The following is a 26,462-nucleotide window of genomic DNA, read 5'->3' as shown; positions in this document are numbered from 1 at the left end:
ACCGGATTGAGACGCCAAATTGATGCTGGCTGAGGGCTGTAAGTGCAATAAAAGTGTCATCAACGTGTTCAAGATTTTGATCGCGGTGGCGCTGTTGTTGTCTTGCTCCAGTGCATCACAGAGGGCGCCTGTGCAGGACAGGCCTTCTCTTAAAACCAGTAAATTGGGATACCATGTTGTCAGCAAGGGAGAAACTCTGTACTCCATTGCGTGGCGATATGGAATCGACTACAAACTGCTGGCGAGACGTAACGGGATATCCGGGCGTTATACCATTTATCCCGGCCAGAAGATCCAGCTCTATAAGGCTGCCGCGAATCTCCCGAAAGCGGCGCCTAAATCAACAGTAAAATCCACGCCAACCAAGCGTTCAAAAACCACGACAACTCGGGTGGTTAAAACATCGCCACTACCAAAGAACAGCGGAAAGTGGAAGTGGCAGTGGCCGGCCAAAGGTAAGGTTTTAGCCGGTTTCTCCTCACAAAAGAATCTAAACAAGGGAGTTGATATTGACGGTCGTTTGGGAGAATCTGTAGTTGCTGCTGCTCCCGGTGTCGTTGTTTACGCTGGCAGCGGGATTCGCGGCTACGGCAATCTGCTGATCATCAAGCATGACGAGAAGTTCTTGAGTGCTTACGCACACAATAGCCGGCTGCTTGTTAAAGAGAGGGGGGTTGTTAAAGGGGGCCAGAAAATTGCCGAGATAGGTAATAGTGGCACCAACCAAAGCAAGCTGCATTTTGAAATTCGGCGGGAAGGGAAGCCGGTGGATCCTCTGAGGTATCTGCCAAAGCGCTGAAAGGTCTGGGTTCCATTGATGTGGCTGCTGACCACACTTAACAATAATAACCACGTGCAGTGACTACTGCTGCAGAAGGGTAAAAGTGGTCCACTGAGGGTGAAGTTAGGCGCTCCCGGGGTATCGGAGTCGCTTGGACTAACGATAAACCGAAGACTCACGGGGCTAGCGACATGGCAGTACAAACAGAATCAACCTATCAGAAGAGTGAAGTTGTAGCTGCGGTCACGGATTTGGACTTCTGTGACGGCAAAAACGCACCTAAAAAGGCAGCGTCTAAAAAGACGACGCCCGCCAAACCAACCAAACCGCGCGCACGCAAGGGCGCCATCGAACAGAAAGATTCCGACAAGTTCCAGAAGACACTGGACGCCACCCAACTGTATCTCAACGAAATCGGCTTTTCGCCGCTGCTGTCGGCTGAGGAAGAGGTCTACTTCTCCCGCAAGGCGCTGCGGGGCTGTGAGGCATCACGCAAGCGCATGATTGAGAGCAATTTGCGCCTGGTGGTAAAAATCGCCCGCCGCTACGTGAATCGCGGGCTGGCCCTTCTGGATCTGATTGAAGAAGGCAATCTCGGCCTGATCCGCGCGGTGGAAAAATTTGATCCGGAGCGGGGGTTCCGTTTCTCCACCTATGCCACCTGGTGGATCCGGCAGACTATTGAGCGGGCCATCATGAATCAGACCCGCACCATTCGCCTGCCGATTCATGTGGTGAAGGAACTCAATGTTTACCTGCGAGCAGCGCGTGAACTGGCTCAGAAGCTGGATCATGAGCCTACCCCGGAAGATATTGCTGACCTGTTGGAAAAACCCATCGAAGATGTTCAGCGCATGTTGGGGCTTAATGAACGTGTCACCTCCATGGATGTGCCCATCGGCCAGTCTTCCGAGAAAACACTGGTGGACACCATTGCCGATCAGCAGGTCTCCGATCCGGCGTCGTTGCTGCAGGACAGTGATCTCAGTGACAGCATCGACGGCTGGCTCACTGAGTTGACCGAAAAGCAGCGGGAAGTGGTTGCCCGGCGCTTTGGGTTGCGGGGCTACGAGATGAGCACTCTGGAAGAAGTGGGGCGTGAAATCGGCCTGACTCGCGAACGCGTGCGGCAGATCCAGGTGGAGGCGCTAAAGCGCCTGCGGGATATCATGGAGAAACAGGGGCTAAACAGCGAATCTTTGTTTGGCAGCCTTTAGAGGCCGATAACTACAGCGCTGATAATATCTGACCAATAAAAAACCGCGGCTTGCCGCGGTTTTTTATTTCAGGGAGGTGTCCATCATATCCCTATGGGGCTATGACAAGATCACATATCCTTTGATGGGTCAGCAGATTGAGCTCAGCGCTCCAGATACTGCAGCTTGTTCTCGACGCCATCCCATTCTTCGGCATCGGCCGGAGCGTCTTTTTTCTCAGTAATGTTGGGCCAGACTTCAGCCAGCTCCGCATTCAGCTCCAGATACACTTCCTGACCGGCAGGCAGTTCATCTTCTGAGAAGATGGCGTCCACGGGGCACTCTGGCTCACACAGGGCGCAGTCGATACATTCGTCTGGGTGGATAACCAGGAAATTGGGGCCTTCGTAAAAGCAATCTACCGGGCACACTTCAACGCAGTCGGTGTGCTTACATTTGACGCAGTTATCCGCAACCACAAAAGTCATGGTCAAAACTCCACTTTTCTAAATTGTCTATCTTGGATTGAAATCGTTCTCCGGGCAGGGTGCTATGCCCTGCCCCAGGCTAATGGCGGAGGATTGTACCAGCTTGCTCTAATCGGCGGGAGACTTAATATCTGATTATCCTTAACGATTTTCCCGTTAACCGGTCAATTTTCCGCCAATGTCTGTTTGAGTGCGTAAAGCTGCTCAAGTGCCTGGCGTGGCGTCAGGTTATCCGGGTCCAGGTCCTCTAGTTGCTCAAGCGCAGGATGGGGTTCTCCCGAGCCAAACATATCCCCCTGAAAAGGGTTGGCAGGGCTGGGGCTATGCACCGGCGTTGGCTCAGGAGTGTAGCCAGGAGTCGATTCTTCAGTGGCTGGGGGCGATGGCGGCGTCAAGTTCGATGCGGTTGCCACTTCCGTTTGTGATTGTTCCTCGAGATGCTGCAGCTGTTGCTGGGCGAGCGCCACCACTGGCGCTGGAATTCCCGCCAGTTTTGCCACCTGGAGGCCATAACTCTTACTGGCCGGCCCCTCCTGGATATTATGTAGAAAGACAATGTTGTCGTTGTGCTCAGTGGCGTCCAGGTGCACATTGGCAACATTGTTGTGGGTCTGAGGCAGTTCTGTCAGCTCGAAGTAGTGAGTGGCGAACAGGGTAAATGCCTTGACTTGCTCGGCCAGCTGCACCGCGCAGGCCCAGGCCAGGGACAGGCCGTCAAAGGTACTGGTACCACGGCCGATTTCGTCCATCAAGACCAGGCTGCGGTCACTGGCATTGTTAAGAATATTAGCAGTCTCGGTCATTTCCACCATAAAGGTGGATCGTCCGCCAGCCAGGTCATCTGAGGAACCGATACGGGTGAAAATACGGTCCACCATGCCAATGGTGGCGCTCTCGGCGGGAATATAGCTGCCGATATGGGCCAGTAGTGTGATCAGGGCCGTCTGGCGCATATAAGTTGATTTACCGCCCATGTTTGGGCCGGTCACGATCAGCATCTGGCGTGTTTGGCTCAGATCGAGATCGTTAGGCACAAAGGGGTGATCGGAAACCTTCTCCACCACGGGATGGCGCCCGGCACTGTAGCGGATGCCCGGCTCCTGTGTCAGCGAGGGGCGGGTAAAGTTCAGGGCGTCGGCACGTTCCGTCAGGGTGGTCAGTACATCCAGTTCTGAGACGGCGCCTGCGGCATCCTGGAGGCGCAACAGCTGCTGGTTGAGCTGCTCAACGATATCGTCATAGAGCGCCTTTTCGCGCGCCAGAGCGCGGCTCTTTGCAGACAGGGCCTTGTCTTCAAACTCTTTCAGTTCCGGCGTTATAAAGCGTTCAGCGTTCTTGAGTGTCTGGCGGCGGATATATTCTGTGGGGGCCTGTTCAGATTGGGCGCGGCTGATCTCAATATAATAACCATGAACCCGGTTGTAGCCGACTTTTAGCGTGCTGATGCCGGTCTTCTCCCGTTCGCGGGTTTCCAGATCCACCAGAAACTGACCGGCATTGGTGCTGATATTGCGCAGCTCGTCCAGCTCGCTGTCGTACCCCTCGGCGATCACACCACCATCGCGGATGACGACTGGAGGGTTCTCGACAATTGCCCGGCACAGAAGGTCTTCCAATTCCGGGAAGGTGCCGACAGTTTTTGCGAGCTCGGCGAGATGAAGTGCAGAGGTTTGCGCCAACAGGCTCTGTAATTCGGGATAAGTGGCCAGGGAGCTATAAAGGCGAGATAAGTCCCTTGGGCGGGCGGATCTCAGGGCTACACGGCCAAGAATCCGCTCCAGATCCCCCACTCGCTTAAGGCTTTGGTGCAGGGGTTCGAATTGATAATTTTCCAGCAGGTTGGCAATTGCATCCTGGCGGGCGCTCAGGGTGTGCAAATCACGCAGGGGGCGGTTCAGCCAGCGGCGCAGCAGACGCCCGCCCATGGCCGTCGCAGAAGTATTCAGCACATCAAACAGCGTGTTTTCATCGCTGCCATTGAGATTGATATCCAACTCCAGGTTACGTCGGGTGCTGGCGTCCATCGCCACCGCCTCGTCCCGGTTTTCGCTGCTGATGGAATTGACGTGGGGCAGGGCGGTGCGCTGGGTTTCCTGGGCGTAGGACAGCAGGCAGCCCGCAGCAGCCAAAGCGACGGTCATATGGTCACAGCCGAAGCCGGCCAGATCCTGGGTGCCAAACTGCTGGGTCAGCAGTCGCTGCGCGGTTTCCAGTTCAAACTCCCAGGGCGCACGGCGGCGCAGGCCCGGGCGATTTTCCAGAATCCCGGTGGCCATCAAATCCTCGGGTACCAGCAGCTCCGCCGGATTCAGCCGCTGCAACTCTCCCAGCACGGCATCCAGGCCCTGTACCTCCAAAACCTGAAAACGACCGGAGCCGATGTCCATGGTGGCAATACCAAAGGTGTCCTCCACCACATGCAGCGCCACCAGCAGATTATCCCGGCTTTCATCCAATAGTGACTCATCGCTGACCGTGCCGGGTGTGACAATACGCACCACCTTGCGCTCCACCGGACCCTTGCTGGTGGCAGGGTCGCCAATCTGCTCACAGATCGCTACCGACACACCCTTGCGGACCAATTTCGCCAGATAGCCATCGGCGGCATGGAAGGGGATGCCGGCCATGGGGATGGGTTCGCCGCCGGACTTGCCGCGGGCGGTGAGGGTTACATCCAGCAGTTCAGAGGCGCGTTTGGCGTCGTCGTAGAACAGCTCATAGAAGTCCCCCATGCGGTAGAACACCAGCTCGTGGGGGTGTTCCGCCTTGATCTTCAGGTACTGCTGCATCATGGGGGTATGGGTGGTGTTGGAAGCGCTGGATTTGGTGGTGTTTTTGGTCATGCTTGCAGTATTAATTTGATAGAAAACAGAGTGTTATGAGTATTTCTGTCGGCTGCCCACTATTTGGCGATAAGTTGATCGCCGATAAGTCGGTTGGGCGTCAAAATCCAAGCCGGAGAGGATACCAAAAGGGCTGATAAACCACTATCAGAACTGCTCGATTTGAGGCATTGGCAAATGGTCAACTGGCCGGTTGGGCGACTGAGGGCACCAATATTGTGTTGAAATTGAGACTGTATTTCGACTTCAGACGACTTCTGCTGTTTCGTCCTGCTGGCGTTTCAAGCCGGAGACAGCCTTAGTCAGCAGGTGAGGGAGCAGCAAGCGCAGTGGCATTCTCATCCAGTGCCCCCTGAGGTACATCAGAAGGTGCGCAGTTCTATTGTTCAGCTGCTTGTTAAGATCCAAAGGCTCAGACAGGACGCTGATAAACAGCCAATCCATAACGCCTAACATGGGTTTATTTGGCGCGTATTGGGCCAGCCTTTTCGCGAACTGTGCTGGAGGGGATGCTCCGAAAATCTTTTGCAGATACCTAATGGCGTAGAAAAGCAGTCGTTGAACCCCCAATTCCAACGCCCGGTCGATAAGTTGATCCCAGAAAAGCGCATTCTCCGCCCCGTGGTGTTGGATCAGCAAATGGATATCCGACAAATCTCTAATGCCCTTGTCGAACTCACTTTCCAGGAGCAGATGAACAATGCTGTGCAGAATACGGTCAGTTGGTTGCAGAACCCGTTGGGAGTTATCTATACCCTCGCTTAACTTGTCGGCATCCAGACTGATGCGGGAGGTCAGAGGCAACAGATTGTGGTGAACATCCAGTGTCGTCCCTCTGCCTCTATGAACCAAGGGTGGGATTTCATGCATCCAGCGCCGGTAATACTGTTGGTCGTATTCGTTCATGTCTCCCGGTTGCCAGCCGTTTATTTTTAGCAGATGCTCTGCGGCGGGCAGATCCTTCTTATGCACGAAAATGTCGACGTCTGAGTATAATCTGCCATCGGCCACCTCTTTATCTGCCAGCTGATAGGCTGCCCCTTTTAAGAAGGTGGGAACCAGGCCCCCTATCTTCAGGGCTTGGTTGATCTTACCAATTTCTATTTCCACATCCTGTGCGTGGGCACTGGCCATGACCCTGGCGGAATGAAAATGCCAGGCAATGGCTGCGGGAATCTGATCCAGGAGTTCGTTGTTGTCGAAAATGGCATGCAGGCGCCCCATGAGTTTGCACTGGTAAGCTTGTGCCATCAGAAGATTCCATGCTTCCGTATCGAGTCCCCGAATCAGTTCCGGGTTCCTGATCACGCCAATCAACAGCGAGAGTGTTTCCATCACTGCATAAACTCGTCTATTACGGCAACGGCCTGTTCTAAATTGCCGTCGTACCTGAAGTTGTAACCTTCGGCAAAATCCAAATGTTTGCCAATCGCTTTGAAGCCGGTTTCTCCCAGAATTGAATAGTTAAACGACTGGTTGGCCAACTCCAAAAAAGTGCGCCCCTTAGTGACGGCTTCAAGCTCAAAGGATGTAAAGGATTGGTCAAAAGTCGGAAATATCACCAGGCCTGGTTCCGCACAGGTCCGAAACTGTGTATAGCTTCCTTCGGGTGGCGCCATTAAGCAAACGGTACCTTTAATGGTGTCACTGACCACGGAAGAAAAATAACCGCTAGGATTGATTTCCTTAACGATATCGATTGATCGGTTCTTGAGACTTACCGGCCTCGGGTTGGGCAGGATGCGCCCGGTATCCGGATCGATCAGAGTGAGTTCATCGGAAAGCAGTCGGAATCCGCCCTGGGTGACAAGTGCCGCGCAAAGGGTACTCTTCCCGGAGCCGGGCTGACCGGGGAGTACTAGAGATTTTCCATATTTCTCGACAACGGCCGCATGGATGATCAGGCACTGATGAAAGTGTGTGCTGACGCACCAGTTTAACCCCCATTCCATCAGTGGCAGGCACTGGTCGACAGGAAGGGGAGCAAAGGGCTGCAGGCCATTAAAACTGAAGTTTACCTGGGGGCGGTAGTAGCGGCGAAGCCCGGACGAGGGGTTTAGTTCGACGTTGAAGTCTACGTACCCCGATTCGACCAACTCAGATTGACCATAAAGGTTAATAATTTCGTTGGCCAAAGGCTCAATTGAGCTGCGGATACAGGTAGTGAATCTCCCGGTTCGCAGTGTCAGTCCGCGTTGCGAGAGCCTGTCCCGCAATTTCCCGGGTTCAGCGTCTTCCAATCTCATTGGCTAAGGGCAACCAATTCGGCTCTGATCAGTGTATTGAGATCGTCGGCAACCTGATCCATGCTGATATCGAACTGTTCCATGGTGGTCTCTGCCAGAATTGAAAAACCCAGTGTGGCTGGAAAGGCCTGCCTGAGATAGTCCAAATAAACTTTGAAGTGGCCCGGCAGTAATAAGGTTTTCTTAGAGGCAGATACAAACACGACCAACTCATCGTTGGCCGTGTATTCAAGGTATTCTGTATGTTTCAAACAGTAAAGTTGGCTGCTAGTCATTCCATTGTTATGGGAGTCCATCCTGCCAGGCCTGGCTTCCGGAGCCGTTTGCAAGGCTCAAGAAGAAGGCAGCATAATCCGCAGATGACATGCCCTCCGAACTAGCGATAACCACGCCGCCGCGCTCGTATACAAACGTAGTATTCGCTGGTTGTGGTGTCGGGTCTTGAAAAGTCAGCTCATACAACAGATACAGCCCTATCACATCCTCGGGTGACACATAATTGATCATCCAGGGGTCCGGATTGCCACCGCCGCCACCATTTTGAATGAACAGGGCATTGAGCAGGGCCGCCGCGGCGTGTTTTGTAATGTCCTTAAGGCTGCCTTGACCGGGAAGTATGCCCTCTAATATCTGTTGAAAGGTCTGGGCGAACATGCTGTCGTAATCATAGGCCGCAGCGTCCGGGACGCCATCGACAACCCGACGAATCACTCCGCCACTAAAATTTGGACCCGACGTTGTAAACTCGCTGTTGAACGGTGTGGTTCGAGCAATTCCGGCAAGCGCCCAGGCCTGGTCGGTGATCTGGCCGACATTCTGTGTCCAGTTGCCTGGACTCCAGCCGTCACAAAGACCCGGGTCATAGGTAGTCAAAGAGGTGCCAACGCGAGCCGACATAAACCCGGAAATAGAGCAACTTGCTGCCATCGCAGGGCGATTTGCGAGTATGAGAAGGCCCGGAGCAACCACTCCCGCCTTTTTAATCAGCTTCCTGCGACTCTCGTTTTTGCTGGAGTCCACTGGCACTGATGCAGATTCCTCTACAGGTTTTTTACTTTCCATAATTCACTCACATCGATCGCAATTCTGTCAGTTTTATTTACAGGCCAGCATGTTGGGCTGCTGGAATATACTCACGCCGATCGTGTTGCTGTCAGCTAAATTTACAATCTGCCAGAATTCTTCACTGTTTGATCATTGGTAAGCAAACTGCGGGCCACCAGGCTTGGACTGATGCCGGTCATTTGCGTCCAAGGGTGATTTTCTCTGGCAAAAATCCTTGTAAAACAATTGCTTAGGTTTTTATGGTCGGGCTGCCTCCGAAGCCATTAAAACCAGCTGCATCCAATAGTAACGACATAATTTGCAAACACAAGTTCGGATTGTTCAAATTTTCCCAAAGGAGTGTGAAATATCTTTGAATCTGCTTGTTGAAATTGATGTCAGGTTGCCGGTGTCGCCTTATTCTACTTTGTACCGACTGTTATTCTATCGTTCTAATCACATTTACGCATATGTGGCCGGAGTTTGAGAAGTTCCTGATCTAATTTGTCGACGCTGACCCGGGTTGAGCCAATGAGCTGTCCGGTGGTGTGTATTTGGCTAATAAAATGACAAGGGCTCGGTGCTGGAACGGCGACAAATTTATGGGCAGTCGATAGCCCCGATTCAATCAAATTTCTGAGAGGCTGAGTCTACTGGGTCCTGATGAACTTTGGCATAATTGCTCCCGCTTTCATCAAGGACTCGGGCATTCCAATGACTGTAAATCACAGCGACACCAGCAGTGAAGAGGCGTACCAACAGAGCTGTGAGGCGCTGTCAAAATCTCTGGGTAGAGAACTGCTACAGCAGGGACTGGTCCTGGGCACGGCGGAGTCTTGCACCGGTGGCATGATCGCTGCGGCCATTACCGATACCGCCGGCAGTTCCGCCTGGTTTGAGGAGGGGCTGGTGACCTACGCCAACCAAAGCAAGCAGCGCCTTCTGGGAGTGGATGAGGCTGTTCTGGATCAGCACGGGGCGGTGAGTCGGCCCGTAGTAGAGGCGATGGTTGCCGGAGTCCTGGCACGGGGCGCTGATGTTGCGGTTGCCACCAGTGGCATTGCCGGCCCCGATGGTGGCAGTGCCGATAAGCCGGTCGGAACGGTCTGGCTCGCCTGGGGAACGGCTCAGGGCACTCACAGCCAGTGCGAAGTCTTTGCCGGCAACCGGCGCCAGGTGCGCGAACAAGCGGTGTTATTCGCCCTGAACGGTCTTATGGAGCAGCTGCAGGCGGCAGGCTGAGACCGATGCGCAAGCTGCAGCAAAAAGGCTGTATAAAAAAATAGTACTGTTTGGTTGTACAGTAGATTCGATTGTGTTTCAATGCACCCAGTTGAGTTTACCAGCCAACAGTGGTCAATAACTGAATAACTAAGAGCCGGCTAGCGTGTCGGTTTGAGAATCTATAAAGAGGTGGGTCATGGACCAGAATAAGGAAAAAGCATTACAGGCCGCCCTCGGCCAAATTGAGCGCCAATTTGGTAAAGGCACTGTTATGCGCATGGGCGACAAAGAGCGTGAGCGCATTCCCGCCATCTCCACCGGCTCCCTGGGCCTCGATGTGGCTCTGGGTATTGGCGGCCTCCCCAAGGGGCGGATTGTAGAGATTTACGGTCCGGAATCTTCTGGTAAAACCACACTGACCCTGCAGGCGATTGCCGAGGCCCAGAAAGCCGGCGGCACCTGTGCCTTTATCGACGCTGAACACGCCCTGGACCCCATCTACGCTGAAAAGCTCGGTGTTAATGTTGATGACCTGATTGTGTCTCAGCCGGACACCGGTGAGCAGGCGCTGGAAGTGGCGGATATGCTGGTGCGTTCCGGAGCCATTGATGTGCTGGTAGTGGACTCCGTCGCAGCCCTGACCCCCAAGGCTGAAATTGAAGGTGAAATGGGTGATCACCACGTGGGGCTGCAGGCACGTTTGATGTCCCAGGCTCTGCGTAAAATCACCGGTAACATCAAGAGCGCCAACTGCCTGGCCATCTTTATTAACCAGATTCGTATGAAGATCGGCGTTATGTTTGGTAACCCGGAAACCACCACCGGTGGTAACGCTCTTAAGTTCTATTCTTCGGTTCGTCTCGATATCCGTCGTATTGGTGCGGTCAAGGATGGCGATGAAGTGATTGGTTCTGAAACCCGGGTGAAAGTGGTCAAAAACAAAGTCGCGCCTCCATTTACACAAACCGAATTTCAAATTCTCTACGGCCAAGGCATTAACCGCCTGGGCGAAGTGATCGATTTTGGCGTTAAGCTTGGCCTGGTGGACAAAGCCGGCGCCTGGTACAGCTATCAGGGCACCAAAATTGGCCAGGGTAAAAACAACGTTGTGAAATATCTGCAGGAAAATACCGAAGTTGCCGAAACCATTGAGGCACAGATCCGTGCGGAATTGCTACCCGAGTCTAACGGGGCGGAAGAGGAAAGCGCTGCAGAAGCTGAGGCCTGATCGAGGTTAAGCTCTCTTGTCCAAGGTGACCAACCCGCCGCTGAATCTCGACGAGCTTGGTCTGGTCACTGCGCGATCGCTATTAAAAGGGGAGGTTGCTGCTTCCCCTTCACTCTCCCCCCAGCTCAACTCCATCAGTTCTCAATCAGACGAGTCAGAGTCAGACTCCTCCGATGACACTCTCAGATCAATCCGCTGGTCTGCAATGGGGTTGTTGGCCAGGAGGGAACACGCCTATCGGGAGTTGCGGCAAAAACTACTCAAACGCTACCCTGATGACTCAACGCTTGTGGACGTAGTTCTTGATCAGTTGCAGGCAGAGAATCTGCAGAGCGATGCGAGATTCGCAGAGGCCTATGTTGCCATGCGTAAACGCAAGGGGTTTGGTCCTCAACGCATCATTCAAGAGTTGCGGGACAAAGGGGTCAATGGTGAGTTGGCCAACGCCGAGGTGTTCGGCGAGCAAAACGACTGGGCAGAAGCGGCTTTTGCCAGCTGGAGTCGAAAATTCACCCGCGCTGCCCAAGGAAACACGCAGCGGGATCTCAAAGAAAAAGCCAAACAGCTGCGCTTTCTACAGTATCGTGGTTTTAGCCAGGACGACTACCAGCACTTTATATAGCATCATCGTCGTCGAGAAAATTCTCAATGGCGCCCTGTAGCGAAGAGCGTAGTTTCTCCCGGTTCAGCAGCTTGCGTTGCACTGCCTCAGGTAATTCTGTAAACAGAATCAGGTTTTTGGCGATCAGCAGATTTACCAAATCTTCAGTCACCCGAGCAATGTCTCTATCCGAGCTGGCCAGTGCCTTTTCGGGGCTATCCTCTTTTTTTTCGTTTAGAAACTCAACAATATCTTCGTGAGCCGAGTCCAGGTGCTCCTCCAGACCCAAGGCAGGTTCTTTAAGCAGCGCCGTGATCTGACCTTGCCGGTTTCGAATGACGTAAGGCATGATATTTGTGAGCTCCCTCTGGATGGGTTTGATCAGATGGCCCTCAAACTGCTTCTGCATTGAACAGGCACTGCTATTTCGCTGGCAAGGGTTTACAATGCGGGCCACGTTCATTATTTAGTAATGCCAATGACTTCTCAAGGCCGACCCCAGATGATCGACGACGCTCAGGTGAGTTCAGGCGTATTTGACCCCCTGTTGACCTGTCTGTTGCAGCTTTCAAAGCTGGAACATCGACCCTGTTCGGCGGCTGCCGTCACCGCTGGATTGCCGCTGGTAAACGAGAAGCTGACCCCCGAGCTGTTTGTGAGGGCGGCGGACCGGGCAGGGTTCAAGGCGCAAATTCTTGAACGGGACCTCTCCGATATACAGCCGCTGGTCCTACCCGCTGTTTTGTTGTTGAGTAATGATTCTGCTGTTGTTTTGGTAGAGATCAATCAAACTGCCCAAGAGGCGGTATTGCTGGATCTGGAAACCGACGGCGAGCAAAAGCTGAAGTTGGATGAATTGGCGGCCCTCTATAGTGGGTACTGCATCTTTGCCCGTCCGGCCTATCGTTTTGATAAGCGTACTCAACACGTCCAACGCAAGAGAGAGGGGCACTGGTTCTGGAGCGTAATGGCGGGCTCCTGGCGTATCTATCGGGACGTACTCCTGGCGTCATTGCTGATCAATCTGTTTGCACTGGCCAATCCCCTGTTTGTCATGAACGTCTATGACCGGGTGGTTCCCAATGACGCGTTGGAAACACTCTGGGTTCTGGCCATCGGTGTCATGATCGTTTACGGCTTTGATCTGGTGCTGAAAACCCTGCGTACCTATTTTTTGGAAGTGGCCGGTAAAAAGTCCGACGTGCTGCTTTCCAGCTATATTTTCGAAAAAGTGCTGGGTGCCCGGCTGGCCGACAGGGCGGAATCTGTCGGTGCCTTTGCCAGCCAGCTCAGAGAATTCGATACCGTACGCAACTTTATCACCTCATCGACGGTAACCGCATTTGTGGATCTTCCGTTTGTTCTGTTGTTCCTGGTGGTGATTGCCTATGTGGGCGGCCCGGTTGTGTTTGCGCCACTGGCGGCGATTCCCATTATTATCGGCTACGCCCTCTACCTGCAGCGGCCGTTGCGCCAGGCTGTGGAGCAAACCTATCAGGCGGGTGCCCAGAAAAATGCAGCCTTGATTGAAACCTTGTCTGGCCTGGAGACGGTCAAAATCCTCGGGGCGGAAGGGCGCATACAGAGCCAGTGGGAGGCATCGGTAGGCCACTTGTCCCAGTGGGGCCAGAAAATGCGGCTGTTGTCGAGCAGCTCGACCAGTGTCGCCGCGGCCGTTCAGCAGTTTACCTCGGTTGCGGTGGTGGTCATCGGTGTCTATTTGATCGCCGATCGGGAGCTGACGATGGGGGCTTTGATTGCGACGGTGATGCTGACCTCCCGTGCCCTCAGCCCTATGGGGCAGGTAGCAGGATTGTTGGTTAATTATCATCAAACCGTGACCGCCTACACCGGCCTGCAGCAGATTATGGAGAAGCAACAGGAACGTCCCGAGGACAAGCAGTTTGTCCAGCGACCGGTGCTGCAGGGAAGTCTGCGTTTTGATCAGGTGAGCTTTGCCTACCCCGGCGAAGAGCAGGAATCCTTGAGCAATGTGTCTTTTACCATTAATCCCGGCGAGCGGGTGGGCATTATCGGGCGCATCGGCTCCGGTAAAAGTACTCTGCAAAAATTGATGTTGGGCCTGTACCAGGCGCAATCCGGAGCCGTTTTGGTTGACGGCGTTGACATCAAGCAGATTGACCCCGCGGATCTTCGCAGCAATATCGGCTGTGTCCCTCAGGACGCCGTGCTGTTTTATGGCTCTGTCAAAGACAATATTGTCTACGGCGCCCCCCATGTGGAGGACGCTGAGATTCTGCGAGCTGCCGATATTGCCGGTGTCACTGAATTTGTGAACAGCCATCCGGCGGGTTTTAACCGCTCCGTCGGGGAGCGGGGTAGGGCCTTGTCCGGCGGGCAGCGCCAGAGCATTGCGGTTGCCAGGGCTGTGTTAACCGATCCACCCATTTATCTGTTGGATGAGCCAACCACCGGTATGGATCACAGCACCGAAGCTCGCCTGAAGGATAAATTTGAGAAGGCCTCTGCGGGTAAAACACTGGTGCTCGTTACCCACAAGACCGGACTCTTGTCCCTGGTGGATCGGGTCATTGTGTTGGATCGCGGTAAATTGATCGCCGATGGTCCCAAGGAATCCGTTGTGGAAGCCCTCAGAAAAGGACAGCTCCGTGTTGCACAACCTTAAGGACGCCCTGCGCCGCGAGATTCAGGGCAAACCTCTGTGGAAGCAGTGGTTTGAACAGGATACCCAGGGAGACCCGCGCGACATTGACTACATGTCCTCAGCGGCGGGTGCGGTGCTGGAGCAGTCCCCCCGTGGCGGGCAGCAATTACTGTGGGCCATCGCCCTGTTTTTTGTGGTGATGCTGATTTGGGCGGCCTTGGCGGATGTGGATGAGTTTACACGTGGCGATGGCAAGGTGATTCCTTCCAGCCATGTGCAGGTGGTTCAGAATCTTGAGGGCGGCATTCTGGCTGAATTGCATGTGCAGGAAGGTCAAAGGGTAGAACCCAACCAGGCGTTGCTGCGTATTGACGATACCCGTTTTTCTTCATCCTTGCGTGAGGCCGACGTGACCCTTGCGCAGCTTAAGGCAAAGGTGGCTAGGCTGGATGCCGAGGCAGAGGGCGAGCCCTTTGATATCAGTGCGCTCTCGGATCTGGAGGCCTCGGTGCTTGATGAAGAGCAAGCTGTGTTTGACTCCCGCCGCCGGGAGCTCAACAGCCGCAACCAGGTACTGCACCAGCAGGTTCAGCAAAAGCGTCAGGAGTTGTCTGAGCTGGAGGCCAAGCGAAACCAGCTCGCACGCAGTCTGAAGCTGTTAAAAAGCGAGTTGAATATGACTCGCCCTCTGGCCGATGAGGGGGCCATCTCTCGTGTAGAATTGCTGCGATTGGAACGGCAGGTCAATGATCTGGAAGGCGAGCTCCAGGGGGCCAAACTGGCTCTGCCGAGAGCCGAGTCGAGTCTGGAGGAGGCCCGCCAGAAACTCAATAACGCAGAGCTTGCCTTTCAGGCTGAAGCGCGCCGGGAAAAAAGTGAGGCGGCGGCGGAGCTGTCGCGGCTGGTGGAGACCAGCGATGCACTGGAAGACCGGGTGCAACGTACCCTGGTGCGCTCGCCGGTGGCGGGCACGGTCAAGCAGCTGCTGGTCAAAACAATCGGCGGTGTGATTCAGCCGGGTATGGATATTGTCGAGATTGTCCCCACAGAAGATAAGTTACTGGTGGAGGCAAGGGTCCGTCCTGCGGATATCGCCTTTTTACACCCCGGCCAAAAGGCCATGGTTAAATTCTCGGCCTATGATTTCTCCATTCATGGTGGCTTGGACGGCGAGGTGGTCCATATCAGCCCGGACACTATTGTCGATGAGAGCGATGAGAGCTTTTATCTGGTGCGGGTGGAAACCGATCGAAACTTTCTGGGCAGTGAGAGCCAGGCACTGCCGATCATTGCGGGCATGACCGCCAGTGTAGACATTCTGACGGGCAAAAAATCTGTACTGGATTATCTGTTAAAGCCCATACTCAAGACCAAGCAGTTGGCGCTGCGAGAGCGATAGCCGTGAGTTGGCTGCTTTCTTGCGCCTGCTTGTTTATACTCGAGTTCGATATACCGTCACTGGCTACCTTCAACAGAAATAATAAATGTGAAGGTATCGCCGACAGGGCGGGTGGGGGCACTCAGCGAGTTGTAAAAACACGTAAAATCCGATTTTTCACGATCTGAGTGAAATGGCATAAAAATCATCTTTATATTCCTAAATGTGATTAGGGTAGCCTTTTTTAACCGCTGTTTGGCGTTATAATCATCATAGTTTAATATTTGAACCCTGTGGATTAGATGTTATCTGGTTGATTTGTATCGCTTTTGGTGGATATTTGGCCCCTATATAGGATTTCATGCTAAGGCGAAGCTTTTGTTAGTTACTTTCTTAACGTTACAATCCGCTGTTAAAGAGATTGTTACGAAGAAAGTTTCGGTTTTGCTTTAGGGATTTGGGAGAAATCCAACGTTATGAGATTGATGGGGATCATCGGAGCGGCAGCGTGTGGTGCGCTGCTGGCCATGGGGGCTCATGGCTTAACGCTGAAGGAGGCGGTAAGGCATACCCTGGAAACCAATCCTGAAGTCCAGGCAGCGCGCAATGAGGTACGTTCAAGGGGGCAGGAAATCCGCCAGGCGAAGGCCGGCTATCTTCCCACTGTCGATCTGGCTGCAGGAATCGGTCGAGAGACCATTGAAGCGCCCGCGACCGGCAATGAAGAGGTGGACCTGACTCGTCAGGAGGCGTCGATTGCAGCCCGCCAGATGGTTTTCGATGGTTTTGCCACCAGCGAAGAGATCAAGCGGCAAAAGGCGAGGACAGACAGCTCCGCCTATAAGCTGCAGGAAATAGAAGAGCGAACGGCGCTGCGAACCGCTGAGCTCTATCTCAACCTGCTGCGCCGCAATCAGCTGCTGGACCTGGCTCGCGAGACGCTATATGCACACCAGAATATCCATGACCAGATGGTGCTGCGGAACAAATCCGGAGTTGGCAGCAAGGCGGACCTGGACCAGATCTCCGCGCGATTGGCACTGGCACAGAGCAACTTGATCAGTGCCCAGACCAATCTGATGGACGCGAGAACCAATTTTTACCGTATCACCGGTGTTGATGTGCAGCTGGACGACTTGCACATGCCGACCATGCGGCAATCGCTTCCACCCAGTGTAGAAGCGGCCCAGGCATTGGCTCTGGAGAATCATCCAACGCTGCTGTCAGCGGGAGCCGATATAGACTCGGCCCATGCCCAGTACAAGGCGAGCGAAAGTGCGTTTTGGCCTCGCCTGCAACTGGAAGCCGACAAACGTTGGGATGAAGACATCGGTGGGATCGAAGGTGATAACGAAGACCTGATTGTCGCTTTGCGGATGACCTACAACCTTTACAACGGTGGTGCGGACCAGGCCCGTCGCAAACAGACGGCCTATTTGTTGGAAGAGGCGAAAGACATTCGTGGCAACACCCAGCGCCAGGTGGTGGAAAGTCTGCGACTGTCCTGGAGTGCCTTTAAAGCGATTGAGGCGCAGATGAAATATCTGGAAATGCACGTTAGGGCGGCCACAGATACCAAAGCGGCCTATTTAAAACAGTTCAACATCGGTCGACGAACCCTGTTGGACTTGCTGAATACGGAGAATGAGTTGGTGGATTCCAAGCGGACGTTGATTAACGCCACCTACGACCGGCTGTTTTCTCAATACAGAATTTACAACTCGATGGGCAAGCTGCTTTTCGAGTTTCGGGATTTAAGCTCTGAATCTTAGAGCCAATGCCGCCTACGGGCGGCTTTTGTGTTTATAGGGACTTTCACTTAGGTGTTGTTAATATGGCAGATGACGTAAAACTCAATCAGCAATTCGTTGATGGTCAAAAAGCTGTCGCCCAGAATGAGGGCAGTTCCAACGTGGTCGGACTGATCGTTTCGTCTCAGGGAGAGGCGGTGTCCAAGACCGGGGAAGGAGCGCGCACGCTGGCGGTTGGCGACCATTTGCGAGAAAACGACATCCTCCAGACTGGCTCCGCCAGTGTGGTTGTGCTCAAACTCACCAATGGCAAAGTGATTTCCCTCGGCCAGGATCAGCAATTGACCCTGGACCAACAGCTTTTCCAGCTGCTCGAAGATATTCAGCAAAGCACACAGCCTGACCAACCAGAAGAGATCATCGATTTTGATAAAATTGCCGAGGCCCTGGAGGCCGGCGGTGATCTTAACGAATTGCTGCCAGCGCCTGCTGCCGGTGAGGGCGGTGGTGCCGAGGGTGGTGCCGGTACTCCCGGAATCCGTATTGAGTTGACGGCGGATAGGGTGACGCCTACCAGTGGATTTGAAACCGACGGTCTGGCAGCCAGCACTGAAACCACCGACGACTTCAGTGGCAGCAGTGTGCCCGCGGTGGGGCTAACGGGTACCACTGAAATTCTGGAAGGTGAAAGCGGCCTGTTTCAGTTGAACCTGAATTTCGGCGTCGACGCAGAAGTTACTGTTTATTTTTCATACAGTGGTGTGGCTCAGGATGGCACCGATTTCGCTGGCGTCTCCAGCGTAACACTACCGGCCGGCCTCGATACGGCGCAGTTCCCTATCAACTCCATCGATAACGTCTATCTTGACGAATCCCGCGGTTTTACCATCACCATTGAAGCTGTTGAGCGCGGCGATGGCGGCGCCATTTTGATCGACAGCAACGCTCGCTTCGTCGATGTCACCATCATTGATGATGCAGGCAATGAAGAAGACGATACCGCGACTCTCACCCTGACTGGACAGGACGAAGTGGTGGAAGGGGAAGCCGCGAGCTATACCCTGAGTCTTGACCATCCGGCAGGCGAAGATCTCACAATTGAAATCGTGACCGGATTTATTACCGCTGCCGATGGTGATCTGATCCCGGTTAACGAAACCCTGATCATTCCCGCTGGAGAAACCAGCATCTCGTTTACCGTCCAGACACTGGACAACGCCTACGATAATGACGCCAGGCAGTTTGATATCAGCATTGCCGCTACCGGCATCGGTGGTTTCGAAAATCTGGTCATTGATAACGGCACGGTGGCAACCACCATCGTCGATCAGGTTGGCAGTGATGCCGAACCCGGACCGGAAGATACTGCCATCATTACCCTGAGTGGCGTCGAATCCGTGGTTGAAGGGGAAGCCGCTACCTACACCCTAAGCGCAGATCCTGTGCCCGGCGAAGATCTGACCGTTGATGTCGTCGTCGCACACGTTAGCACAGACGATGATGATCTTGTGCCTGTTGTACAGCAAGTGGTGCTGCCCGCAGGCCAGGCCAGCATCACCTTTGTGGTTAATACCAGTGATGATGCCTACGCCGATAGTGGTGAAACCTTTACGGTTGCCTTAACCGGTGACTCCATTGGCGGTGGCTACGAAGCCATCGAACTGAACACAGACCCGGTGACGACCACCATTCTCGATCAGACCGGAAGCGATGCCGAACCGGGTCCGGAAGACACCGCGACGGTGACGCTCAGCGGCGATGCGGAAGTGGTCGAGGGCGAAAACGCCACCTATACCATCAGCGTTGATCTGCCCACAGCAACGGACCTTACCGTAGGGGTTACCACCGGATTTATCAGCAGTGACGAGGGCGATTTAGTCCCTGTTAACCAGAGCTTTGTGATTCCAGCCGGGGAGACTTCGGTCAGCTTTGAGGTCGAGACACTGGATAACGCCTACGCCGATTCCGGCCGTGAATTCAATGTCACTCTGGCAAACACCAGCGGTGGTGGTTTTGAAAACGTCGTTGTGGACAACGATGTTATCACCACGACGATTGTGGACCAGGTAGGCAGTGATGCCGAACCCGGTGCCGAAGATACGGCAACCATCAGTCTCACCGGAGACGCAACAGTGGTTGAAGGGGAAACGGCCAGCTACACCCTTAGCGTTGATCTGGCCCCCGTCACCGATCTGCTTTTGGATGTGGTCACCGGCCATGTAACAACGGACGATGGCGATCTGGTGCCTGTGAGTGTTCAGATCACCATTGCCGCAGGCACCACCAGTGCTGATTTTACCGTGGCTACTCTGGATGACGCTTATGCGGATTCGGGAGAACAATTTGAAGTAAGGGTGCAGGGCAGTACCGGTGGCGGTTTTGAAAACGTCGACTTCAGTGGCGCAACCACAACCACTGCAATACTGGATCAAATCGGAAGTGATGCCATTGCCGGTGTCGAAGATACGGCCACCCTGACTCTGAGCGGCGATGCTGAGGTCGTTGAAGGCGAGAGCGCGAACTATACGCTCAGCGTTGATCTTGCTCCGCAAACCGATATTCAGATCGATGTGGTGGTTGGTCACATCACCACGGACGAAGGTGACCTATCGGCGCTGGTGCAACAGGTTACCCTGCCCGCCGGGCAGACCGAGATCAACTTCACTGTCAGTACGCTCGACGATGCCTACGCCGACAGCGGAGAGCGTTTTTCGGTCTCAATTGAATCTGTCAACGGGGGTGGCTTTGAGGCCCTTGAGGTGGGCAACGATTCGGTTGAGACCACGATCCTTGATCAGGTCGGCAGTGATGCGATCGCCGGTGAGGAAGATAGGGCTACAGTCAGCATCGGCGGTTCCGAAACGGTTGTCGAAGGCGAGAATGCGAGCTACACCCTGACCGTCGACCAGGTTGCAGCGACAGACTTGAACGTGTCCGTAGTCACCGGCTTTATTACCGCGGACAACGGTGATCTGATACCGGTCAATGAGACCTTTGTCATTCCCGCGGGGGAAACCTCCGTCAGTTTCGAAATCCAAACCCTGGACAACGCCTACGATAATGACGCGCGTCAGTTCGATGTCACCATTACCGAGGTGACCGGAGGCGGATTCGAACAACTCAGTGTGGGTACCGCCACGCAGGTCACTACCATTCTCGATCAGGTGGGTAGTGATGCCATCGCCGGGGAAGAGGATACCGCCGTGGTGTCCCTGAGCGGCGACACCCAGGTGGTTGAAGGGGAAGCTGCCAGTTATACGCTCTCAGTGACACCAGTTCCCGCCATTGATCTTGTGGTGGATGTCGTTGTTGGGCATCTAACGACGAGCGACGGCGACATCAACGCGGTGGTACAGCAGGTAACCATTCCGGCGGGCCAAAATGAAGTCAGTTTCTCTGTCGAGACGTTAGATGATGCCTACACTGACAGCGGCGAGCAGTTTAACGTCAGCCTGCAGAGCTTCAGTGGCGGCGGGTTCGAAGCGGTTGCTCTGGACCCCGAACCGGTGGTCACAACGATTCTGGACCAGACCGGAAGCGATGCGCCTGCGGGAGAAGAGGATACCGCTTATGTATCTATTACCGGGGATGTCGAGGTCGTAGAGGGTGAAAGTGCCAGCTACACACTGAGTGTGGACAAGGCTCCAGCCAGCGATCTGCAAATTTCTGTGGTGACCGGATTTATCACCGCCGACAATGGTGATCTGGTAGCGGTTAACGATACGTTTGTGATTGCCGCCGGCGAGACTTCAGTCAGCTTCAGTGTTGAAACATTGGATAACGCCTATGACAACACTGAGCGTCAATTTGATCTGCAAATTACTACCGTCGATGGTGGTGGTTTTGAAAATACCGAGGTGGCGGAACCCCGGGTCTTAACCACCATCGTGGACCAGGTGGGCAGTGACGCGACACCTGGCGTGGAAGATACCGCCGTCATTTCCCTGGCGGGTGCAGAAACGGTCAACGAGGGAGATTCCGCGGTATATACCATCACTGCGGGACCGGCACCGGCACAAGATCTGGTGCTCGAAATCGTTATTGGCCACATCACCACGGACGATGGCGACGTCAGCGCAGTCACCCGGCAGGTAACACTGCCGGCGGGCAGTACCAGCGTCGATTTCAGCGTTGAAACCTTCAATGACGTTTATGCCGATGGCGGCGAAGAGTTTTCCGTTGCGGTCGTTGGGTCCAGCGGTGGTGGCTATGAAGCGATACAACTGCCAGCCGAACCCGTCAACACCACTATCATTGACCAGGGTGAAGGTGATGAAGTTGTTCTCAATATCAGTGGTGACACCAGTGTCGTAGAAGGCGAATCCGCCAACTATACCCTCAGTGTCGAGCATCCCGTTGCAACGCCGTTGAGCGTCAGTATCGTCACCGGTTTTATTACCGCGGACAACGGTGACCTGGTGCCGGTCAACGAAACCTTTGTTCTCAATCCCGGTGAGACGTCCGTCTCTTTCCAGGTCGAAACACTCGATAATGCCTACGACAATGACAATCGCGACTTCCGGATCAGTATTGATAGCAGCTCAGGTGGCGGTTTCGAGAACCTGGTTCTGGGTGATACCTCGGTTGTAACCACAATCCTTGATCAAATTGGCAGCGACGCGACCCCTGGTCCCGAAGATACGGCCACCATCACGCTTGCCGGGGATGCTTCGGTGGACGAAGGAGATACTGCCAACTACACCGTCAGCGTCGATAAGGCACCTGTCTCGGATCTGCTGGTCGAAATTCAAGTCGGTCACATCACCACAGACGATGGAGATATTACCCCCGTCACGCAACAGATCTTAATTGCAGCGGGTACCACCAGCGCCAATTTCAGTGTTGATACATTGGATGATATCTATGTCGACAGCGGCGAGATTTTCTCGATTTCGCTACAAGGCAGTAGCGGTGGCGGCTTCGAAAATGTCGCACTGGGTGAGGCAATTGAAACCACCATTCTGGACGCAGGGCCTACGGAAAGCGCGACCCTGACCATGACGGGTGAAGGCCCGGTAGTGGAGGGAGAAACGGCGGTTTGCGTTCTTACCGTCAGTCATCCGCCTGCTACAGATCTGACCGTGACCGTTGTGATCGGGCATATCACCACCGATGACGGTGACCTTGAGGCAGTGACACGGGAGGTGGTTATTCCGGCCGGCGCTACCAGCGTCAGCTTTGGCATCGACACCTTTGACGACTTCCGAATTGAAAATACCGAGACCGCACAGGTGACCATCACAGGCACCAGCGGCGGTGGTTTTGAAGATCTGGTGGTGACCAACGGCACGGGTATTGTTGAAATTCAGGACAACGACCAAGCGGGTGTCAGGCTGATTGAAACGGGTGGCAGTACCACCGTCTCTGAAGACGGCGCCAGAGACGATCTGGTTGTGGTTCTGACCGCTCGTCCTGAAGAAAACGTTACCGTGACCCTGCAGCCGGATGCTCAAAGTGATTTGGGCAGTGGTGTCGGTCAACCGCATCGGGTGACTTTTACACCCGACGATTGGGATCAGAGTCAGCGCATTACCGTCAGGGCGTTTGATGATGTAGTGATCGAGGGTAACCACGTTTCTGCAATTACGGGTACAGTCGAGAGCGATGATCCTAATTTTGACGGTCTTCCTGTCGATTCCGTTACCGCCTCTGTCATTGATAATGATTTTCCGGCGCCTGGCGTACAAAGTGTCTCTGGTGATTTCCAGACGGAAGGCAACACCCTCAGCTTCAGCGTTACATTGAGTCAAGCCACACAGGAGGCCGAGCAGTACGCGTTTTCCGTTGCAAATATTTCGACCGTCAATTCTGACTATGATCTTGGCAGCATCAGTTTTACCAACGGTGTGACTTTGAATGGCGCGGGTACTCAGCTTACGGTGCCTGAAGGCGTCAGTTCATTTCAGGTGCTTTTGCCGACCATCGATGATGTGCTGGATGAAGATACAGAGGCCCTGTCACTAAGTGTTGGTGGCGTATCCGCTCATGGGTTTATCGGGGACAATGACGACACTCTGTATGTCAGTGTCGCCACGGACGAAGCGGTTATTGAAGGCAATCAAGCCACTTTTACCTTCAGTCAGACTTCGGTCGCCAGCGAAAATGTTGTGATCAGCTTTAGCATCAGTGGTGATGTTGACGGTTCCGACTACGTTGCACCACTGGGCTATTCGGTTGTGATTCCTGCGGGCGATGCGGATAGCCAGGTCACTATTAATCTTCAGACCATCGCCGATGAGGTGTTCGAAGGGGCAGAAGATTTAACCGTAACCATTAACTCTGTTGTTGGTGCGGGGGCGTTGATCGGTACCGGCTCGGCCACGACAGTGGTATTAGACAGTAATGAAGCCCCGCTCCTCAGTATCGACGATGTTACCGTCAATGAAGACGCGGACTATGCAGAATTTACCATCAGTCTGAGCACGCCGAGCGCAGAGTCGGTGAGCTTTGATCTTTCCTTGTCGAATGCTGGAGCGACAGGAAGTGGAGTGGATTATGGTGCCGTCGGTGCTTCTAATATTCAGGTTCAGGTTGGCGGAAGTTGGGTAAACGCTGCCAGTGCCACGATTGCCGCAGGGGATACCGAAGTCAAGGTGCGCACACCAGTTGTGGATGATTTCCTGCTGGAGGGTGATGAAGGATTTACCCTGAACGCGACCTCCATTATCAATGCGTCAAATACCTCTGCCACGGGTAATGGGCTGATCACCGACGCCGGTAGCGAAACCGATGATCCAGAAGAAACCGGTGCAGCAGACACTGTGTATGCAGTGATCAGTGGTCCAAGTGCAGTTGTTGAAGGTAACACCACCACGGACTATACCGTAAGCCTCATCGATGCCAGTGGCAACGTTGTGACGGTTACCAGCGATACGGATGTGACCGTCGTCTTTACCAATGGCACAGCAGAGGCCGGTGATTACGATGCAGCGCCCCAAACCGTAACGATCAGCAGCGGTAGCAGCAGTGCAACGTTTACTGTGGATACCGTTGAAGATGCAGATTTTGACGATGAAACCTTTACCGCCAGTATCCAAAGTGTTCAGGATACCGGTGAGTTTGAAACCATCGATATTACCAATGGTGCATCTGGGCAAACGCCGACCCAGACTACCACCATTCGCGAAGAGGACACCGCGCCAACAATCCGCATCAATGATGTGACGGTGAACGAAGACGCGGGCACGGCCACCTTTACCGTCAGCCTCAGTCACGCCACCACCGAAGCGGTGACCTTTGACTTTGCTACCAGCGATGACAGCGCTACGGCGGGTGCGGATTACACCGCGAACAGCGGCAGCGGTTCCATCGGTGCCGGTGAGACCCAATCCACCCTCACCGTGGCCATCACCGATGACTTCCTGAAAGAAGGCGACGAAACCTACACCGTCACCCTGTCGAACCTGAGTGCCAATGTGGCGGCCACCGGCAACGACTTGGTGGGCGTGGGCACTATCACCGACGCCGGCAGTGAGACCGACGATCCCGAAACGGTGAATGCCACCGATACCGTGTACGCGGTGATCAGTGGCCCGGCCACCGTCACCGAAGGGGCGACCACCACCAATTACACCGTCAGTCTGATCGATGCGTCTGGTAATGCTGTTACTGTTAACAGCGACACCGATGTGACCGTGGTGTTTACCAACGGCAGCGCGGAAGCGGGCGACTACGATGCGACCTCGCAGACCGTGACCATCAGCAGTGGCTCTAGCAGCACAACGCTCACTGTGGATACCCACGAAGACGCCGACTTCGACAACGAGACCTTTACCGCCAGCATCCAGAGCGTGGAAGACACCGGTCAGTTTGAAGCCATCGACACCACCAACGGTGCCGACGGTCAAACCCCGAGCCAGCTGACCACCATCCAGGACAACGACACGGCGCCGACGATCCGCATCAATGATGTGACCGTGAACGAAGACGCGGGTACGGCCACCTTTACCGTCAGCCTCAGTCACGCCACCACCGAGGCGGTGACCTTCGACTTTGCCACCAGCGATGACAGCGCCACCGCCGGTGCGGACTACACCGCCAACAGTGGCAATGGCTCGATCGGTGCCGGTGATACGGAAACCACGATAACCGTTGCCATCACCGACGACTTCCTGAAAGAAGGCGACGAAACTTACGACGTCACTCTGTCGAACCTGAGCGCCAATGTGGCCGCCACCGGCAACGACTTGGTGGGTGTGGGCACCATCACCGACGCCGGCAGTGAGACCGACGATCCTGAAACGGTGAATGCCACCGATACCGTGTACGCGGTGATCAGTGGCCCGGCCACCGTTACCGAAGGGGCGACCACCACCGACTACACCGTCAGTTTGATCGACGCCAGCGGCAACGCGGTCACGGTCAATGCCGACACCGATGTGACCGTGGTCTTTACCAACGGCAGCGCGGAAGTGGGCGACTACGACGCGACCTCGCAGACCGTCACCATCAGCAGTGGTGCCAGCAGCACCACACTCACGGTTGATACCCACGAAGACGCCGACTTCGACAACGACACCTTTACCGCCAGCATCCAAAGCGTGGAAGACACCGGTCAGTTTGAAGCCATCGACACCACCAACGGTGCCGACGGTCAAACCCCGAGCCAGCTGACCACCATCCAGGACAACGACACCGCCCCGACCATCCGCATCAACGACGTGACGGTGAACGAAGACGCGGGCACGGCCACCTTTACCGTCAGCCTGAGTCACGCCACCACCGAAGCGGTGACCTTCGACTTTGCCACCAGCGACGACAGCGCCATCGCCGGCGCGGACTACGCCGCCAACAGCGGCAGCGGCTCGATCGGTGCCGGTGATACCCAAACCACCCTCACCGTGGCCATCACCGATGACTTCCTGAAAGAAGGCGACGAAACCTACAACGTCACCTTGTCGAACCTGAGCGCCAATGTGGCCGCGGCGGGCAACGACCTGGTGGGCGTGGGCACCATTACCGATGCCGGCAGTGAAACCGATGATCCGGAAGACACCACCTCGGCCGACACGGTTTACGCGGTGATCAGTGGCCCGGCCACCGTTACCGAAGGGGCG

At 54.5% G+C, this 26,462-nt stretch carries 16 protein-coding genes; 9 read left to right on the top strand and 7 right to left on the bottom strand.

Annotated features, from left to right (window positions below; translation table 11 throughout):
* The first annotated feature begins 22 nt into the window (after window positions 1–22).
* Window positions 23–799, top strand: a complete 777-nt coding sequence (locus HBA55_RS08870; protein WP_206019716.1) for a peptidoglycan DD-metalloendopeptidase family protein — start codon at window positions 23–25, stop codon at window positions 797–799.
* A gap of 173 nt (window positions 800–972) precedes the next feature.
* Window positions 973–1,998 carry an RNA polymerase sigma factor RpoS gene (gene rpoS, locus HBA55_RS08865; RefSeq protein WP_206019677.1) on the top strand — a complete coding sequence of 342 codons (1,026 nt, stop codon included), beginning with the start codon at window positions 973–975 and terminating at the stop codon, window positions 1,996–1,998.
* 143 nt (window positions 1,999–2,141) lie between these two features.
* Here rpoS and fdxA read toward each other — a convergent pair whose 3' ends face one another.
* From fdxA to HBA55_RS08835, 6 genes are all read right to left on the bottom strand, one after another.
* On the bottom strand, window positions 2,142–2,465 hold the full coding sequence (fdxA, locus tag HBA55_RS08860) for a ferredoxin FdxA (protein ID WP_166989617.1): 324 nt from the start codon (window positions 2,463–2,465) through the stop codon (window positions 2,142–2,144).
* Window positions 2,466–2,629: 164 nt separating this feature from the next.
* A complete protein-coding gene (gene mutS, locus HBA55_RS08855; protein ID WP_240945981.1) occupies window positions 2,630–5,308 on the bottom strand; it encodes a DNA mismatch repair protein MutS in 2,679 nt (892 codons plus the stop codon).
* A gap of 246 nt (window positions 5,309–5,554) precedes the next feature.
* Entirely contained in the window at window positions 5,555–6,643 is a 1,089-nt protein-coding gene (locus HBA55_RS08850) for a nucleotidyltransferase domain-containing protein (protein ID WP_240946005.1), read from the bottom strand.
* Entirely contained in the window at window positions 6,643–7,554 is a 912-nt protein-coding gene (locus HBA55_RS08845) for an HprK-related kinase A (protein ID WP_166989613.1), read from the bottom strand. Before HBA55_RS08845 ends, HBA55_RS08850 begins: the two co-directional genes overlap by 1 nt.
* Complete coding sequence (locus HBA55_RS08840; RefSeq protein ID WP_166989611.1) at window positions 7,551–7,805, bottom strand: hypothetical protein; 255 nt, start codon at window positions 7,803–7,805, stop codon at window positions 7,551–7,553. Before HBA55_RS08840 ends, HBA55_RS08845 begins: the two co-directional genes overlap by 4 nt.
* A 31-nt stretch (window positions 7,806–7,836) precedes the next feature.
* Window positions 7,837–8,616 (bottom strand): hypothetical protein, encoded by a 780-nt coding sequence (locus HBA55_RS08835; RefSeq protein ID WP_166989609.1) that lies wholly within the window; start codon window positions 8,614–8,616, stop codon window positions 7,837–7,839.
* A 696-nt stretch (window positions 8,617–9,312) separates the two neighbouring features.
* Between HBA55_RS08835 and HBA55_RS08830 the strand changes: the two genes are divergently transcribed.
* The 3 genes from HBA55_RS08830 to HBA55_RS08820 all read left to right on the top strand — a co-directional run bounded on the left by HBA55_RS08830 (window position 9,313) and on the right by HBA55_RS08820 (window position 11,672).
* Window positions 9,313–9,840, top strand: coding sequence for a CinA family protein (locus HBA55_RS08830; RefSeq protein ID WP_166989607.1), 528 nt, complete (start codon window positions 9,313–9,315; stop codon window positions 9,838–9,840).
* Window positions 9,841–10,018: 178 nt separating this feature from the next.
* Window positions 10,019–11,050 (top strand): recombinase RecA, encoded by a 1,032-nt coding sequence (gene recA, locus HBA55_RS08825; RefSeq protein WP_166989604.1) that lies wholly within the window; start codon window positions 10,019–10,021, stop codon window positions 11,048–11,050.
* Window positions 11,051–11,075: 25 nt separating this feature from the next.
* Complete coding sequence (locus HBA55_RS08820) at window positions 11,076–11,672, top strand: regulatory protein RecX (RefSeq protein ID WP_338109400.1); 597 nt, start codon at window positions 11,076–11,078, stop codon at window positions 11,670–11,672.
* On the opposite strand, the gene HBA55_RS08815 is transcribed toward HBA55_RS08820, so the two are convergent.
* On the bottom strand, window positions 11,665–12,060 hold the full coding sequence (locus tag HBA55_RS08815) for a hypothetical protein (protein WP_166989600.1): 396 nt from the start codon (window positions 12,058–12,060) through the stop codon (window positions 11,665–11,667). The genes HBA55_RS08820 and HBA55_RS08815 overlap by 8 nt on opposite strands.
* A 69-nt stretch (window positions 12,061–12,129) precedes the next feature.
* On the opposite strand from HBA55_RS08815, the gene HBA55_RS08810 reads away from it, so the two are divergent.
* The 4 genes from HBA55_RS08810 to HBA55_RS08795 form a co-directional block, all read left to right on the top strand.
* Window positions 12,130–14,298 (top strand): type I secretion system permease/ATPase, encoded by a 2,169-nt coding sequence (locus HBA55_RS08810; RefSeq protein WP_166989598.1) that lies wholly within the window; start codon window positions 12,130–12,132, stop codon window positions 14,296–14,298.
* Window positions 14,282–15,676, top strand: a complete 1,395-nt coding sequence (locus HBA55_RS08805; RefSeq protein ID WP_338109381.1) for an HlyD family type I secretion periplasmic adaptor subunit — start codon at window positions 14,282–14,284, stop codon at window positions 15,674–15,676. Before HBA55_RS08810 ends, HBA55_RS08805 begins: the two co-directional genes overlap by 17 nt.
* Before the next feature lie 455 nt (window positions 15,677–16,131).
* Window positions 16,132–17,427 carry a TolC family outer membrane protein gene (locus tag HBA55_RS08800; protein WP_166989596.1) on the top strand — a complete coding sequence of 432 codons (1,296 nt, stop codon included), beginning with the start codon at window positions 16,132–16,134 and terminating at the stop codon, window positions 17,425–17,427.
* A 62-nt stretch (window positions 17,428–17,489) separates the two neighbouring features.
* On the top strand, window positions 17,490–26,462 hold an 8,973-nt coding region (locus tag HBA55_RS08795; protein ID WP_166989594.1), incomplete at its 3' end, for a retention module-containing protein.

This window comes from Pseudomaricurvus alkylphenolicus, from assembly GCF_011683955.1.
Lineage (GTDB): Bacteria > Pseudomonadota > Gammaproteobacteria > Pseudomonadales > Cellvibrionaceae > Pseudomaricurvus > Pseudomaricurvus alkylphenolicus.
The sequence above is the reverse complement of the archived record's forward strand: the minus strand, read 5'-3'. Positions and strand labels throughout refer to the sequence as shown.

Excerpts from the sequence above, each read along its gene's own strand:
- recA (WP_166989604.1), top strand. The coding sequence starts at position 10,019 with ATGGACCAGAATAAGGAAAAAGCATTACAGGCCGCCCTCGGCCAAATT.
- HBA55_RS08835 (WP_166989609.1), bottom strand. The coding sequence starts at position 8,616 with ATGGAAAGTAAAAAACCTGTAGAGGAATCTGCATCAGTGCCAGTGGAC.
- HBA55_RS08870 (WP_206019716.1), top strand. The coding sequence starts at position 23 with ATGCTGGCTGAGGGCTGTAAGTGCAATAAAAGTGTCATCAACGTGTTC.
- HBA55_RS08800 (WP_166989596.1), top strand. The coding sequence starts at position 16,132 with ATGAGATTGATGGGGATCATCGGAGCGGCAGCGTGTGGTGCGCTGCTG.
- HBA55_RS08815 (WP_166989600.1), bottom strand. The coding sequence starts at position 12,060 with ATGCAGAAGCAGTTTGAGGGCCATCTGATCAAACCCATCCAGAGGGAG.
- HBA55_RS08850 (WP_240946005.1), bottom strand. The coding sequence starts at position 6,643 with ATGGAAACACTCTCGCTGTTGATTGGCGTGATCAGGAACCCGGAACTG.
- HBA55_RS08845 (WP_166989613.1), bottom strand. The coding sequence starts at position 7,554 with ATGAGATTGGAAGACGCTGAACCCGGGAAATTGCGGGACAGGCTCTCG.
- rpoS (WP_206019677.1), top strand. The coding sequence starts at position 973 with ATGGCAGTACAAACAGAATCAACCTATCAGAAGAGTGAAGTTGTAGCT.
- mutS (WP_240945981.1), bottom strand. The coding sequence starts at position 5,308 with ATGACCAAAAACACCACCAAATCCAGCGCTTCCAACACCACCCATACC.
- HBA55_RS08810 (WP_166989598.1), top strand. The coding sequence starts at position 12,130 with ATGACTTCTCAAGGCCGACCCCAGATGATCGACGACGCTCAGGTGAGT.
- HBA55_RS08830 (WP_166989607.1), top strand. The coding sequence starts at position 9,313 with ATGACTGTAAATCACAGCGACACCAGCAGTGAAGAGGCGTACCAACAG.
- fdxA (WP_166989617.1), bottom strand. The coding sequence starts at position 2,465 with ATGACTTTTGTGGTTGCGGATAACTGCGTCAAATGTAAGCACACCGAC.